Source organism: Neisseria bacilliformis, assembly GCF_014055025.1.
Classification (GTDB): Bacteria; Pseudomonadota; Gammaproteobacteria; order Burkholderiales; family Neisseriaceae; genus Neisseria; species Neisseria bacilliformis.
The window spans coordinates 1,809,480-1,824,339 of sequence record NZ_CP059571.1 but is presented as its reverse complement, the minus strand read 5'-3'; the positions used below and the strand labels follow the sequence as shown (position 1 = coordinate 1,824,339).

General features: G+C 60.9%; 14 protein-coding genes. 9 read left to right on the top strand and 5 right to left on the bottom strand.

The window, feature by feature from the left end; genetic code table 11:
- Nucleotides 1–261: 261 nt before the first annotated feature.
- From H3L91_RS08920 to ubiA, 4 genes are all read right to left on the bottom strand, one after another.
- The gene (locus H3L91_RS08920; protein ID WP_040659055.1) at nt 262–2,430 is read right to left on the bottom strand and encodes a primosomal protein N'; all 2,169 of its coding nucleotides are present in this window, start codon (nt 2,428–2,430) and stop codon (nt 262–264) included.
- Between the two features lie 146 nt (nt 2,431–2,576).
- Nucleotides 2,577–2,945, bottom strand: coding sequence for a VanZ family protein (locus H3L91_RS08915; protein ID WP_007343437.1), 369 nt, complete (start codon nt 2,943–2,945; stop codon nt 2,577–2,579).
- Nucleotides 2,942–3,148, bottom strand: a complete 207-nt coding sequence (locus tag H3L91_RS08910; RefSeq protein ID WP_007343436.1) for a hypothetical protein — start codon at nt 3,146–3,148, stop codon at nt 2,942–2,944. Before H3L91_RS08910 ends, H3L91_RS08915 begins: the two co-directional genes overlap by 4 nt.
- Nucleotides 3,149–3,182: 34 nt before the next feature.
- Nucleotides 3,183–4,088: a 4-hydroxybenzoate octaprenyltransferase gene (gene ubiA / locus H3L91_RS08905; protein WP_007343435.1), complete on the bottom strand. Its 906-nt coding sequence runs from the start codon at nt 4,086–4,088 to the stop codon at nt 3,183–3,185.
- A 466-nt stretch (nt 4,089–4,554) separates the two neighbouring features.
- Between ubiA and H3L91_RS08900 the strand changes: the two genes are divergently transcribed.
- Together H3L91_RS08900 and lolA are read left to right on the top strand one after the other, a co-directional pair.
- A complete protein-coding gene (locus H3L91_RS08900; RefSeq protein WP_239665502.1) occupies nt 4,555–4,716 on the top strand; it encodes a hypothetical protein in 162 nt (53 codons plus the stop codon).
- Nucleotides 4,717–4,974: 258 nt separating this feature from the next.
- A complete protein-coding gene (gene lolA / locus H3L91_RS08895) occupies nt 4,975–5,580 on the top strand; it encodes an outer membrane lipoprotein periplasmic chaperone LolA (protein WP_007343432.1) in 606 nt (201 codons plus the stop codon).
- A 102-nt stretch (nt 5,581–5,682) separates the two neighbouring features.
- Here lolA and folE2 read toward each other — a convergent pair whose 3' ends face one another.
- Entirely contained in the window at nt 5,683–6,456 is a 774-nt protein-coding gene (gene folE2 / locus H3L91_RS08890; RefSeq protein ID WP_007343431.1) for a GTP cyclohydrolase FolE2, read from the bottom strand.
- Between the two features lie 256 nt (nt 6,457–6,712).
- On the opposite strand from folE2, the gene H3L91_RS08885 reads away from it, so the two are divergent.
- The 7 genes from H3L91_RS08885 (at nt 6,713) to H3L91_RS08855 (ending at nt 14,709) form a co-directional block, all read left to right on the top strand.
- The gene (locus H3L91_RS08885; RefSeq protein ID WP_040659053.1) at nt 6,713–6,961 is read left to right on the top strand and encodes a BolA family protein; all 249 of its coding nucleotides are present in this window, start codon (nt 6,713–6,715) and stop codon (nt 6,959–6,961) included.
- A 39-nt stretch (nt 6,962–7,000) separates the two neighbouring features.
- Nucleotides 7,001–8,251: a UDP-N-acetylglucosamine 1-carboxyvinyltransferase gene (gene murA, locus H3L91_RS08880; RefSeq protein ID WP_007343429.1), complete on the top strand. Its 1,251-nt coding sequence runs from the start codon at nt 7,001–7,003 to the stop codon at nt 8,249–8,251.
- 165 nt (nt 8,252–8,416) lie between these two features.
- Nucleotides 8,417–9,385 (top strand): IS256 family transposase, variant Zn-binding type, encoded by a 969-nt coding sequence (locus H3L91_RS08875; protein ID WP_425325896.1) that lies wholly within the window; start codon nt 8,417–8,419, stop codon nt 9,383–9,385.
- A 446-nt stretch (nt 9,386–9,831) separates the two neighbouring features.
- Entirely contained in the window at nt 9,832–10,800 is a 969-nt protein-coding gene (locus H3L91_RS08870; protein ID WP_040659051.1) for a hypothetical protein, read from the top strand.
- Nucleotides 10,801–10,862: 62 nt separating this feature from the next.
- The gene (locus H3L91_RS08865; protein WP_050783141.1) at nt 10,863–11,303 is read left to right on the top strand and encodes a DUF6636 domain-containing protein; all 441 of its coding nucleotides are present in this window, start codon (nt 10,863–10,865) and stop codon (nt 11,301–11,303) included.
- 674 nt (nt 11,304–11,977) lie between these two features.
- Nucleotides 11,978–13,453 carry an anthranilate synthase component I gene (gene trpE, locus H3L91_RS08860; RefSeq protein WP_040659049.1) on the top strand — a complete coding sequence of 492 codons (1,476 nt, stop codon included), beginning with the start codon at nt 11,978–11,980 and terminating at the stop codon, nt 13,451–13,453.
- Nucleotides 13,454–13,569: 116 nt separating this feature from the next.
- Nucleotides 13,570–14,709 (top strand): 5-(carboxyamino)imidazole ribonucleotide synthase, encoded by a 1,140-nt coding sequence (locus H3L91_RS08855; protein WP_007343422.1) that lies wholly within the window; start codon nt 13,570–13,572, stop codon nt 14,707–14,709.
- Nucleotides 14,710–14,860: the final 151 nt, after the last annotated feature.

Here is a 14,860-nt window from a genome sequence, read left to right as displayed (position 1 = left end):
TATGCCCGACATTTTCCGTTTCCGCTGTCTGCGCGTCGGGCATAAATGCCCGACCTGCCTGTTTTGGCTGTACCGAAACTGTGTTTTCAGACGGCCTCTGTTGTGCAGCCAAGAACGCGTGCGTCGCCTTGGGGCGACACACCCTACAACGGGTTCGGCATGGCGGGGCGGGTAAAATCTCTGCCGCGAAAGTAGGGTGTGTGGCGCAGCCACGCACGCGGTTTGGGGTGTTGGCCGCGCCGAAGCGTTTTTCAGACGGCCTCACATCTCCTGCGGATCAACATCAACCGACCATCTGATTTTGCCGTCGCGCTTGGCTTTGAGTGCGTCTGTCCACATCGATACCGCTTGGTGCAAGGCCTTGCGCGAGGGCGATTCGAGGAAAATCTGGGCGCGTTCGCGTTCGGCCAGCCGCACCATCAGCATGGGGGCTGCGCCGAACTGGGTTACGCCCTCGGGCAGGTGCGGGGCGAGGCTGTCGCGGATTTCGTTGAGAAACGCCATCGCTTCGGCCACGGCGGGCGCGTCGGCGCGTATGGCCGTCTGAAAACCGAAAGGCGGCATGGCAAACAGTTTGCGCTCGGCCAGTTCGGTGTCGGCAAACAGGCGGTAATCCTGCGCTTTGACGGCGGCAAACACGGCGTGTTCGGGGATTTGGGTTTGAATCAGCACGCGGCCGGGGGTGTCGGCGCGTCCCGCCCGCCCCGACACCTGCATGAGTTCGGCAAACAGCCGCTCGGGGGCGCGGAAATCCGCGCTGTACAGGCTGCCGTCGGCGTTGAGCACAATCACAAGGTTGAGCCGCGCGAAATCGTGGCCTTTGGCGAGCATTTGCGTGCCCACCAGAATATCGATGCCGCCCTCGCCGATACGGCGGTAGAGTTCCGCCCAGTCGTTTTTGTGCGAAGTGCTGTCCCTATCGACGCGCACCACGGAAGCCTGCGGCAGAAAGGCGCGCAGGGTTTCTTCCACGCGCTGTGTGCCGTGGCCGACGGCGGTCAAGTCCTGATTGCCGCATTCGGGGCATTTGAACGGAATGGCGGCGCGGTGGTCGCAGTGGTGGCAGCGCATCTGGCGGGCGCGCTGGTGCAGCACCATTTTGGCCGAGCAGTTGGGGCAGCCGAAAGTGTGGCCGCAGTCGCCGCAAAACAGCACGGGGGCGAAACCGCGCCGGTTGAGGTAAACCAGCGACATGCCGCCCGCCTCGAAATTGTCTTTCAACAGCTTCAAAGCCTGCGGCGAAAAGCCGTTGTCGAGTTTCAGACGGCCTACGTTTAAGATTTCCACCTGCGGCGGCTTGGCGGCAGGGTTGGCGCGTTCGGCCAATTCGAGCAGGCGGTACGCGCCGCTTTGCGCTTTGTGCCAGCTCTCCAAACTCGGCGTGGCACTGCCCAGCACCACGGGGCAGCCGCTCTGCTGCGCCCGCCACACCGCCAGATCGCGGGCGTGGTAGCGCAACTCGTTGTCCTGTTTGAACGAGCCGTCGTGTTCTTCATCGACCACAATCAAGCCCAAATCGGGCAGCGGCGCAAACACCGCCAGCCGCGTGCCGATTACGAGTTTCGCCTGACCCGTCATGGCGCGAAGATAGTCCTGCGTGCGCCGCCCCGCTGCGGTCTGGCTGTGCAAAACCGCCGCCGGCACATCGCCGAAACGCGCCGACACCCGCGCCAAAAGCTGCGGCGTGAGGTTGATTTCTGGCAGTAAAAACAACACCTGCCGCCCCGCCGCCAGCACTTTTTCCATCACATCGAAATACACTTCGGTTTTGCCGCTGCCCGTGATGCCGTAAAGCAAAAAGGGCTGGAAACGCCCGAAGGCCGTCTGAATGCTTTGCGAGGCGGCTTGTTGCGCGGCGTTTAACACGTGTTCAGACGACCTCAACACCGGTTTGCCCGCCGTATGGCTGTCTATCCAGCCGTGTTGCGCCCATTCCTCAATCAACTTGGCCGCCTGCGCGTTGGTTTTTTTGAGTTCCGCCATTGAAAGGCCGTCTGAAAGCAGAGCCTGCCACAAGGCAGCTTTTTTGTGAAAACGCGCAGGGGGCGGCTCTTGCAGTCTGCCCGCTTCGTTCAAACGGTAAAACAACGGCGGCTGCGGCATGGCCACCGCTTCGGCCTCTTTCAAACCCTGTGGCAGCGCGATCGACACCGCCTGCCCGAGCGGATAGTGGTAATAGCGCGAGGCAAAAGCAATCAGGCCGCGCCAGTGTTCCGGCAGCGGCATTTCGTCGGCAAAGGCCGTCTGAACGGGTAGAATTTTCGCGGGCGCGATGTCGGGCGCGATGTCGGTTTCCCACACAATGCCCGCCACCGTGCGGTTGCGAAACGGCACGGCCACGCGCGTGCCCAAAGGCAGCGGGGCAGGGTGGGCATAAGTGAGCAGGCCGTCTGAAAGCGGCGTGTTGAGGGCGATGCGGTGGTAAATCATGGCGGGGTGCTGGTTTGGGGGTGGAGGCCGTCTGAAAAAGTTTTCAGACGGCCTTTTGTGTAGGTCGGGCATTGATGCCCGACATTTTCCGTTGCCGGTGTCTGCACGTCGGGCATGAATGCCCGACCTGCCTGTTTCAGACGGCCTCAACCGTTGCGGCTGCGGAAAACTTTGCCGGCCAGCAGCAGGGCGGCGGCTGCGCCGACAAGGTCGGCAAGGGCGTCGAGCAGGTCGCCGCTGCGGCTGCGGGTGAACAGGGCCTGGGCGGTTTCGCTGGCGGCGGCAAGGGCGATGGCGGCGGCGGACAGCGGCAGCAGGGGCGGGCGGCGGTTTTCTTGCAACCATGCGCGGGCGGCGAGCCAGAATTGGGCGAAGAAGGCGGCGCAGTGGGCGGCTTTGTCGAAGTGGGGGAAGGGCGGGGCGGCGTGTGTGCCGCTTTCGCGCAGCAGGAAATACCACAGCAGGGCAAACCAGGCGGCGGCGAGGGCGGTGTATTTGTTGCGCGGCAGGCTCACGGCTGCTCCGTTTCCAGCCAGTCGCGGCACAGGGCGGCGAGGGCGGCGAAGCGTCCGCCGCGTTCGTGCAACAGGGTTTGCCACAGGGCGACGGTGGCGCGGTCGGGGGCTTGGTCGAGGCTGCATTCGTGCAGCATGAATTCGAGGGTTTCGCGGGCTTCGGCGGGTTCGGCGGTGCGGAAAAAGTCGGTGATCTCGTTCATGGCGTTTTGCGGCGTTTGAGGCCGTCTGAAAAGTTTATATGCCCGAGGCGGCGAGCAGTTCGCGGGCGTGGATGGAGAAGAAGTTGGCGGCGACGGCGGCAAACCAGTACGCGCCGAGGCGGTTGTTGTCGAGAAAGGCTTTAAAGCAGGTGTCCCTGTTGCGGGTGCGCACGGCAAGGTATTGTTTGTATTGGAAATGCAGGGCAAACGGGAAAACAAGCCAAAACGGCCAGAGTGCCCGCATTTCCCAGCCGGCCCAGGCCATAAGGGCGGTGGAGGCCAGATGGCAGGCGAGGACGGCTTCGGCGTCGCGGCGGCCGAAAGTGATGGCGGAGGTTTTGATGCCGATTTTTAGGTCGTCGGGCTTGTCGGCCATGGCGTAGGCGGTGTCGTAGGCCAGTGTCCAAAACACGTTGGCGGCAAACAGTATCCACGCCAGCGGCGGAACGATGCCTCTGACGGCGGCGAAGGCCATGGGGATGCCGAAGGAGAAGGCCAGGCCGAGATAGAGCTGCGGGATGGGGAAGAAGCGTTTGGTAAACGGGTAGGTGAAGGCGAGGAAGAGGGCGGGCAGGCTCATCAGCCAGGTGAGGCGGTTGAGCGGCAGCAGGCAGAGGGCGGCAGCGGCGCAGAGCACGAGGATAAGCAGCAGGGCTTCCCTGCCGGACACTTCGCCACGCGCGAAGGGGCGGTTTTTCGTGCGTGCGACGCGGCCGTCGAAATCGCGGTCGGCAAAGTCGTTGGCGACGCAGCCCGCGCTGCGCATCAGGAAGGTGCCGAGCACGAAGGCGGCAAGGACGGCGATGTCGGGCATGCCGCCGGCCGCCGCCCACAGGGCCCACAGCGTCGGCCACAAAAGCAGCATGGTGCCTATGGGTTTGTCGGCACGCATCAGGCGGGTGTAAATGCGCAGTTTTGCTTCGATTTTTTCTTTGTTCATCGCGGGTGTACGGCTAGGGTCTGTTGACATTCAACTTGCGAAGCGGATTTTGCGTCATAAAACGGCAGATGCAAGGCGGGAATGCGAGCCTATGCCGTCCATTGCGGGTATTTCCAACGCGGCAGATGCCGTTTTAGGGCGCAAAATCCGCTTCGCAAGTTGATTGTCAACAGACCCTAAGGCCGTCTGAAAACGGGTTGCTGGGCGGTTGGCGGGCGCGATTATAGCGGAATTGGCCGCGCCGCCGCGCACGGATGGGAAAAGATACCGTTTGTCCGCTTGTTATGCCGTTAGTCTTTACCCGATTTAATCCGCCGTTTGCTTTTTCCCTGTTTTGCACGCGGGTATAATCGCGCCTCCCACATGTTCGGTTTTGCTTATGAAACGCTCGGTTTTCTGCCCGCTTTTGCTGTGTACCGTCGGGATCTGCTATGTTTTCCTGTTTACCTGCGCCGTGAATTTCCTCATGACGTATCTGTTCCACTTCAAAATGCTGGCCAAACCGCTGGCCGTGGTGCTCACCGTCGCGCTGGCCACCTCCTTCCTGTTCGCCTCGCCGCTTCTGCCTGTCTGCCGCCGCCTGATCGACCGCTGCGGCCAAAAATGCAGCCGCTATTTCAGCCACTGATTACCTGCCGCCGTTTTCCCGCCAAGAGGCCGTCTGAAATCCCGTTTCGGCTACGCCGAAGCTGTGCTTTCAGACGGCCTCTTGCCCTATCCGGCAATAAATAAATGTCAAACCCGCCGCGAGTTTCCGCACAAAACCCGAAGCGATACAAAGCACTACACCGTTTACACAACTTAAACCCCCGCCGCGCCCCTTGCCAGCGCGCCTTCCGCCGCTATACTGCCGCCCTTGTTACAGCATAACCGCAAGGACACTGCCATGAAACGCACCGCACTCATCCTCACCCTCGTCGCCGCCTTCTCCGCCGCCTACGCCGGCGGCATCGACGCGCTGAAAAAATTCAACGCCGACACCGACGGCATCGCCGGCACATTCAGCCAAACCGTCAAAAGCAAAAAGAAAACGCAAACCTCCGGCGGCACCTTCCAAATCCTGCGCCCCGGCCTCTTCCGCTGGGAATACACCAAGCCCTACAAGCAAACCATCGTCGGCGACGGCAAAATCATCTGGCTTTACGACATTGATTTGAAACAGGTAACCAAATCCGACCAGTCCAAAGCCATCGGCGACAGCCCCGCCGCCATCCTCTCCGACAAAAACGCCCTCGACACCAGCTACACCCTGAAAGAAGACGGCACAACCGACGGCATCGACTACGTGCTCGCCAGCCCGAAAAAAAACAACGGCGGCTACCAATACATCCGCATCGGCTTCAAAGGCGACACCCTCGCCGCAATGGAGCTGAAAGACGGCTTCGGCAACCAAACCGCCATCCGCTTTTCCAACATCGACACCCACCCGAACCCCCCCCGCAGCGCATTCGCGTTCACCCCGCCCAAAGGCGCGGACGTATTGAGCCAGTAAAGCCGCAGCGTTTGGGTTTGCCCGCCCGCAATGGTCAAAAGGCCGTCTGAAAAACAGTTTTTCAGACGGCCTTTTCATGTTTGCCAACAGATTCAGTCCCGTTTACGGATAGGAAATGCAGGCGTAGGCGGAGTGGTTGTGGATGCTTTCGAAGTTTTCGCTTTCGACGGTGAACGAAGCGATGCGTTTGTCGCTGCGCAGGGCGACGGCGACGTCGCGCACCATGTCTTCGACGAATTTCGGGTTTTCGTAGGCGCGTTCGGTAACGTATTTTTCGTCGGGGCGTTTGAGCAGGCCGTAGAGCTGGCAGGAGGCTTGTGCTTCGACAATGTCGATGATGTCTTCCGGCGGCACGTCTTCCGTGCAGATAAGGGAGACGGTTACGTGCGAGCGTTGGTTGTGCGCGCCGTATTGCGAGATTTCCTTGGAGCAGGGGCAGAGGCTGGTTACGGGCACGAGCACTTTGAGGCCGTAGGCGTATGCGCCGCCGGATACTTCGCCGCTGATGGTTACGTCGTAATCGAGCAGGGAGCGGATGCCGGAGACGGGGGCGGATTTGCTGCGGAAGAAGGGGAAGGAGACGCTGATTCTGCCCGCTTCCGCGCCGAGCAGTTCGAGCATCTGTTGGGTGAGGTTTTGCAACTCGCCGTAGTCCAGCGGGCGTTGGCGGCTTTCCATCAGGGCGACGAAGCGCGACATGTGCGTGCCTTTTTGGTCGGCGGGCAGGCGCACGGTCATGGTGAGGCGGGCAACGGTGGACTGGATGCCGGAGGCGGTGGCGGTTTGTATGGGGAAGCGGAGGTCTTTGATGCCGACCTGGTTGATCGGCAGGTTGCGCAGGTCTTTGCTGCTTTGCACGTCGGCAATGGCACTCATGCGTTTGTATTCCTTGATTGTGGGCGGTGTGCGTCAAAAAGGCGACAGTATATAGCTGCGGCGGTTTGGCGGCAATTTATATTGCGAACGGCTATTGTTTGATAGCGGCCGTCTGAAAGCGCGTTTCTCAGACGGCCGCCAGCGGGGCAGGGCGTTTTCGGCCGCGCCTAAGCTGTGTTTTCAGACGGCCTCTGCCTGCCGATACGGTATAATCGCGCCTTTTTTTAAGACAACATTATTGATAAAGGACACACCCATGCTGTTACCCGAACAGGTCAAAGAGCTGATTGCCGCCGTCGTTCCCTGCGAACACATCGAAGTGGAGGGCGACGGCCACCACTTTTTCGCCGTCATCGTTTCCTCCGCCTTTGAAGGCAAAGCCCGCCTCGCCCGCCACCGCCTGATTAAAGACGGGCTGGCCGAGAAGCTGGCTTCCAACGAGCTGCACGCGCTTTCCGTTTCCGTGGCCGCCACGCCCGCCGAATGGGCGGCGAAAAACGCCTAACGCGCCGCATCCCTTTCCCGTTTCCCACGAAAGCCTGTTATGGACAAGCTCAAAATCTCCGCCAACGGCCCGCTCTTCGGCGAAATCACCGTATCCGGCGCGAAAAACGCCGCCCTGCCGCTGATGTGCGCCGGCCTGCTCACTTCCGGCACGCTGCGCCTGAAAAACGTGCCCATGCTGCGCGATGTGAAAACCACGCAGAAGCTGCTGCAAGGCATGGGCGCGCGCGTGCTCACCGACAATATCTCCGAGTTTGAAATCAACGGCGGCGCGGTCAACAACACCTGCGCCCCGTATGAGCTGGTGAAAACCATGCGCGCCTCCATCCTCGTGCTCGGCCCCACCCTCGCCCGTTTCGGCGAAGCCCAGGTCAGCCTGCCCGGCGGCTGCGCCATCGGCTCGCGCCCGGTTGACCAGCACCTGAAAGGCTTGGAGGCGATGGGCGCGCAAATCGCCATCGAACACGGCTATGTCAAAGCCACAGGCCGTCTGAAAGGCGCGCGCGTAGTGATGGACGTGGTAACCGTGGGCGGCACGGAAAACCTGCTGATGGCCGCCACCCTCGCCGAGGGCACCACCGTGTTGGAAAACTGCGCCGTCGAACCCGAAGTGGTCGATCTGGCCGAGTGCCTCGTCAAAATGGGCGCGAAAATCAGCGGCATCGGCACGGCCACCATGACCGTCGAAGGCGTGAAAGAGCTGCACGGCTGCGAACACAGCGTCGTGCCCGACCGCATCGAAGCGGGCACCTTCCTCTGCGCCGTGGCCATGACCGGCGGCAAAGTCATCCTGCGCAACGCCGCCCCGAAAACCATGGAAGCCGTGCTCGACAAACTGGCCGAAGCCGGCGCAACCATCGAAACCGGCAGCGACTGGATCGCCATCGAAATGAACCGCCGCCCCAAAGCCGTCAGCATCCGCACCAGCGAACACCCCGGCTTCCCCACCGACATGCAGGCGCAGTTTATGGCGATGAACGCCGTGGCCGAAGGCTCGGCCAAAGTCATCGAAACCATCTTTGAAAACCGCTTCATGCACGTGCCCGAACTCAACCGCATGGGCGCGGACATCTCCACCGAAGGCAACACCGCCTTCGTCAGTGGCGTAGAAACGCTCTCCGGCGCAACCGTGATGGCCACCGACCTGCGCGCCTCCGCCAGCCTCGTCATCGCCGGCCTCGTCGCGCAGGGCGAAACCGTCGTCGAGCGCATCTACCACCTCGACCGGGGCTACGAACACATCGAAAGCAAACTCGGCCGCGTCGGCGCGAAAATCGAACGGGTTTCCTGAATCTTCTGCGGCCGCCGCAACGGCACGGCGTTTGAAACACACGGCAAAAAGGCCGTCTGAAAAACACTTTTCAGACGGCCTTTCCGTTTTTTCCGCCCCGCCCGCCGCCCCGCAGGCGCGCAATCCGTTTTTCGGCATAAGTAACAAAAAAGGTGCTACAACCCGCTGCAAGCCTTATGCTGCAAGGCTTTAAGCGGAGTCAAAGGTTTTGAACACAAAAAATGCTTTTTCTGCGGCTCAAAACAGGTCAAAAAGAACGGCAGACAAAACGGCAAACAGCAGTACAAATGTCATGATTGCAGCCGGCGTTTTGTCGGCGGCAGACGGATGAACCCACAATCACTATGGCTAGCCTACACCGCAGGCAAGCAAACCGCCGTACAGCTTGCCGCCGCCTACGGATGCAGCCGCCAAACCATCCTGCGCCATCTCAAAAAGGCAGCGCCCAAGGCACAGTTTGCCGCGCTCAAATGCGCTAACGTCGTGATGGACACTACCTACTTCGGGCACCGTTTCGGCGTCATGGTTCTGTTCGACAGTATCAGCGGCAAAGCGCTTTCTGTTACCGAAGTTAAAAACGAAACCAACGCCCTTTATGCCCAAGCCATAGGCAGCCTGAAAGCCAAAGGCATTGAAATACAAAGCATCGTCTGCGACGGTCGTAAAGGTTTGCCGCAGTTATTTCCCGATATTCCCGTGCAACTTTGCCACTTTCACCAAGTCAAAACCGTCGGCCGCTACCTGACGCGCAACCCGCAAACGGCAGCGGGCAAAGAGCTGTGGTATTTGGCGTTAAGCCTGAAAAGTAGCCGCAGAGCCGACTTTGAAAGCAGCCTGAAAGCCTGGTTCGAACGGCACAAAGACTTCTTGAACGAACGCACGAGAAACCCGGAAACGGGCAGATCCCACCACGCCCACCCAAGACTGCGCAGCGCCTATTTCAGCCTGAAACGGAACATGGGCAATTTGTTTGTGTTTGAGGAGTATCCCAATTTGAATATCCAAAACACCACCAACCTGCTTGATAGGGCATTCGCCGGGTTAAAGCGACATTTAGAATGTCATCACGGCATGAGTAAAGCCAACAAGATAAAGTTTATTAAAGATTATTTCTCTATTTCTGATGATGGGTAGCACCTTTTTTGTTACTTACTGCACACCTTCTCTAAATACAGCACCTTTTTTGTTACTTATGCCCGTTTTTCAGAAACGCCATACCCGCGTTTATGCTCCGCAGGCGTACCGGCGGGGCGGCCTCTTTATCCGATACGGATTAAACTGCTATAATTTTCACGATTCTTAACACTAGGGTCTGCTGATACTCAGCTTGCGCAGCGGTTTTTTGAGGAAAAATCCGCGTATGCAAGAAAAAAAAACGCAGCAAGGTCGGACACCTGCTGGCATTTTTGACGCGGCAGGCGTGGATTTTTACCAAAAACACCGTCGCAGGCCGAATGTCAACGGACCCTGCGTACAGGCCGTCTGAAAGCGCGGCTTCGCGCGGCCGAAATGCGTCCGGCAAAGAATCCGAGAATACGTTTTACCCATCCCCCCGCCCTTTCACCCACCGGAAACCCGCCATGCCCCGCCCGATCTTCCCCCTCCTCCTCGCCGCCCTCGCCCTGCCCGCCCACGCCGAAGACACCCGCGTCCGATCGCTCGACCAAGTGCGCGGCGTCATCAAAAGCCAAGAAGGCCGCACCTTTTACGACGACCAAATGTCCGGCATCAGCCCGCCGCCCGCCTTCAAACCGCTGGATTTGAACAGCGCAGAGGCGCGGGAAATCCTGAACGCCGTCATCCCCGCCGAACTGCAAAACCTGCGCTGGAACTTCCTCGACATCCAGCCCTGGCGCGGCAACCCCGGACACTACATTGCCACCGCCTGCACCGCGCTTGTCCCCATCGACCCCGCCGACGCACAGCCCGACGGCAAACAGACCTGCGCCGATTTCTACCAAGACCGCGCCGCCTACACCGCCGTCGTCGCCGTGCTCAAACAGGAAAACGGCCGCTACGTCCCCGCCGCCGCGCCCCATATCGAAAACACCGCCGACGCTTATTCCGAAGGCGAATACGCCCGCGCCGCCGGCCTGCGCAGCAAAGCCGAACGCGAAGGACGCGCAACCGGCTTCTCGCTGGCCGACGACCACGGCAGCACCGTTGCCGGCGAACTCGTCCGCTACGACTTCGCCCCCTACCAACTCAACCCCGCCACCCGCGCCTTCGGCCTGCGCATCGGCGCACAGGTCGCATACAGCGGCGGCGGCGCATACAACCAGGCCGTCAGCCTGTTTGCCGTCATCGGCGGGCGGCTCCAACCCGTGCTCACCGTCACCGTGTACGCATTTTCCGACACCGCAGGCGAATGGAACAACGACGGCACCCGCCAACACCACCTCTTCGAAAACGCAAGCGTGCTGGTAATGGGAAAGCCGCACGCAGGCTACCGCGACATCATCCTGCGCCAGAGCGGCAAAAACCGGCGTGAGCGCGTTACCTTCCGCTGGGACGCGAAAACCCAGCGTTACCAGTTCGCCTACAAATAAGGCAGCCTGAAAACCCGCCTCACCAAAGTGAAAACCCCACCCCGCCCAATGAAAGAGCCGACATGAAACCCCAAGCCCTGATACTCGCCGCCGCCCTTGCCGCCGCCCCCGCCTGCGCGATAGAAATCTTCGACGCCCCCGGCGGCGGCATCAGCTGCCTGGGCGACAACGACCTCGGCGTCCATCCCGAATACGGCGTATTCTGCACCCTTGCCGGCCGCACCCGCCTCGCCCGCTATGCCGACGATGCCGCCGCTTCCGACACCGCCAACCCCGAATACTGCGAACAGGGCGCGATGTTCATCCTGCGCGAAACCGGCCGCGCCCGCGTGCTCTGCACCATCCCCGACCACCCCGACGGCCTCGGCCTGCTCGGCAAAATCAAAGGCGAAACTGTCAAAGGAAAAGGCTGGCAGTGCAGCGTCCGCCCAAGCGGCATCCGGTGCGCCAACCAAAACGGCCACGGCTTTGAAATCAACCGCGAAAAACAGCGGCTGTTCTGAACCCGTTTTCAGACGGCCTCGCATGGTGGGTCTTGACCCACCATGCCGATACAGATGAAAACGGTGGGTCAAGACCCGCTCTACACACCTTCCAGACGGCCTAAAAGGCAGCCTGAAAACCGCCGCCTTGCGTTAAAAGGAAAACCGGTACAAGGAGATAAGCAAATGAAATGGCTGATGCTGATTGATACCTTGATTTGGAAATGGGGCCTGCTCGCGTTTGCCCTGTGCTGTTTTATCGCACTGATGTATTTATATGCGATACAGTAGAGTCTGTTGACAATCAGCTTGCGAGACGGTTTTTTGAGAAAAAATTCGTGCCTGCAAGGAAAAAAGCACAGCAAGATTGGACATCTTGCGAGCATTTTTGACGCGGCAGGCGCGGATTTTGACCAAAAATACCGCCGCAAAGCTGAATGTCAACAGACCCTAGGCTTGCGAGGCCAAAACAACCACGCCCGCCATTCCCCATCTCTCTCCCCTGCGCCCGCGCGGGGGAGGGTCGGGGAGGAGGTAGCGGTTCGCCGAACCGCTTGGCCGCCGCGCCGAAAACGCCGCCCAAGCCGCAACCGCCCCCACCCCAGCCCTCCCCCGCAAGCGGGAGAGGGGGCGGATTTCAGACGGCCTCAAAGCAGCCTGAAACCCCGTCCAACCACCGAAAGAAAAGACCCGCCATGATCACCAAATCCCAATTTCTCGCCCACGCCGCCGCAGGCTGCAACCGCATCCCGCTGGTGCAGGAACTGCTGGCCGATCTTGACACCCCCCTCTCCCTCTACCTCAAACTCGCCAACCAGCCCTACACCTACCTGCTCGAATCCGTCGTCGGCGGCGAACGCTTCGGCCGCTACTCCTTCATCGGCCTGCCCTGCCACACCTACATCCAAGTTGCCGACGGCCGCACCACCCTCTACCGCAACCATCAGCCCGTCGAAACCGTCGAGGGCAACCCCCTGCAATACATCCAAGCCTTCCACGACAGCTTCCGCACCCCCGAAATCCCCCAGCTCCCCCGCTTCACCGGCGGCCTGGCCGGCTACTTCGGCCACGAGACCATATACAGCTTCGAACACCTCGCCCGCCGCCTCAAACACCCCCAAAAAGCCGACCCCCTGGGCACCCCCGACATCTTCCTCATGCTCTCCCAAGAGCTGGCCGTCGTAGACAACCTCACCGGCAAAATCTACCTCATCGCCTATGCCGACCCCGCCGAACCCGAAGCCTACGAACGCACCCGCGCCCGCCTCGAAACCCTGCGCGAACAACTGCGCCAGAGCGTCGCCATCCCCCTCTCGCTGGGCAGCGCCCAAACCGAGCCGCAACACCACACCGGCGAAGCACGCTACAAAGAATACGTCCGCCGCATCCGCCAATACATCCTCGACGGCGACTGTATGCAGGTCGTCCCCAGCCAGCGCATAAGCCTGCCCTACACCGACAAACCCCTGCACCTCTACCGCGCCCTGCGCACCCTCAACCCCTCGCCCTACCTGTTTTACTACGACTTCGGCGACTTCCACATCGTCGGCTCCTCGCCCGAAATCCTCGTGCGGCGCGAGCGCGACACCGTCATCGTCCGCCCCATCGCCGGCACCCGCGTGCGCGGCGCTACCCCCGAACAAGACGCCGCCAACGCCGCCGAACTTCTGGCCGACGAAAAAGAAACCGCCGAACACGTCATGCTCATCGACCTCGGCCGCAACGACGTCGGCCGCATCAGCCAAACCGGCAGCGTGCGCGTAACCGACAAAATGGCCATCGAAAAATACTCCCACGTCATGCACATCGTCTCCAACGTCGAAGGCAGCCTGAAAAACGGCATGAACAACACCGACATCCTCGCCGCCACCTTCCCCGCCGGCACCCTCTCCGGCGCACCCAAAGTCCGCGCCCTCGAAATCATCGAAGAACTCGAACCCGAAAAACGCGGCATCTACGGCGGCGCCGTCGGCGTATGGGGCTTCAACAACGACATGGATCTCGCCATCGCCATCCGCACCGCCGTCATCAAAAACGGCACCCTCTACGTACAAAGCGGCGCCGGCATCGTCGCCGACTCCGACGAAGAAGCCGAATGGCAGGAAACCCAAAACAAAGCCCGCGCCGTCATCCGCGCCGCTCAGATGGTGCAGGAGGGGTTGGACAGCTGAACACCTTGCCTGCCCCGTTTCGGCTGCGCCGAAGCCGCGTTTTCAGACGGCCTCCAATCCGTCAAGAGGCCGTCTGAAATTTGAAAACATATTGATTTTGCAATAAAGACCGAACCATGAAACCGACCCTCCCCATCCTCCCCCCCGCCATGCTCGGCATCCTCGGCGGCGGCCAGCTCGGCCGCATGTTTGCCCTCGCCGCCAAAACCATGGGCTACCGCGTAACCGTGCTCGACCCCGACCCCGACGCGCCCGCCGCCGCATTTGCCGACCGCCATTTGTGCGCGCCGTTCGACGATGCCGCCGCGCTCGCCGAATTGGCCGAGTGCGCCGCCGTAACCACCGAGTTTGAAAACGTCAACGCCGACGCGATGCGCCTGCTCGCGCAACATACGGTTGTTTCCCCAAGCGGCGACTGCGTGGCCGTGGCGCAAAACCGCATTTTGGAAAAAGAGCGCATCCGCGCCGCCGGTTTGCAGACCGCGCCGTATCAGGCCGTCCGTGTTGCCGACGACCTCGGCGACGCAAGCGCGGCGTTGCTGCCGGGCATCTTGAAAACCGCCACGCTGGGCTACGACGGCAAAGGCCAAATCCGCGTGAACACGGTCGATGAGGCCAAAGCCGCGTTTGCCGAGCTGGGCGGCGTGGCGTGCGTGCTGGAAAAAACGGTGGATTTGCGCGGCGAAATTTCCGTGGTCGTCTGTCGTCTGAACGCCGACAACGTGCAGACTTACGACCCGGCGGAAAACATCCACGAAAACGGCATTCTGGCCTATTCCATCGTGCCCGCCCGTTTGAACGCGGACATTTGCGCCCAAGCGCGGCAGATGGCGGTGCGGCTGGCGCACGAATTGGACTATGTGGGCGTGCTGGCGGTGGAAATGTTCGTCGTCGGCGACGCGCATGAATTGGTCGTCAACGAAATCGCGCCGCGCCCGCACAATTCCGGCCACCACACCATCGACGCCTGCGCCGCCAGCCAGTTCCAGCAACAAGTGCGCCTGATGTGCGGCCTGCCGCCCGCCGACACCAAACTGTTTTCTCCCTGCTGCATGGCGAATATTTTGGGCGACGTGTGGGGCGCAGACGGCAGCGAACCGAACTGGCAGCCGCTGCAAAGCGAGCCCCGCGTCCATCTGCACCTGTACGGCAAAAAAGCCGCGCGCAAAGGCCGCAAAATGGGGCATTTCACCGTGCTGGCCGACGATGCCGCCACCGCGCTGGATAAAGCGCAAAAGCTGCACGGCCTGCTGTAAGCGGCTGTTTGCACAATCATAGAGGCCGTCTGAAAACGCAGTTTCGGCGCAGCCAAAACCGATTTCAGACGGCCTTTCGCAGGGTGTGTGGCGCAGCCACGCACGCGGTCTCGGATGCCCGCATGATAAAACACGCGGCCGCCGTTTTCGG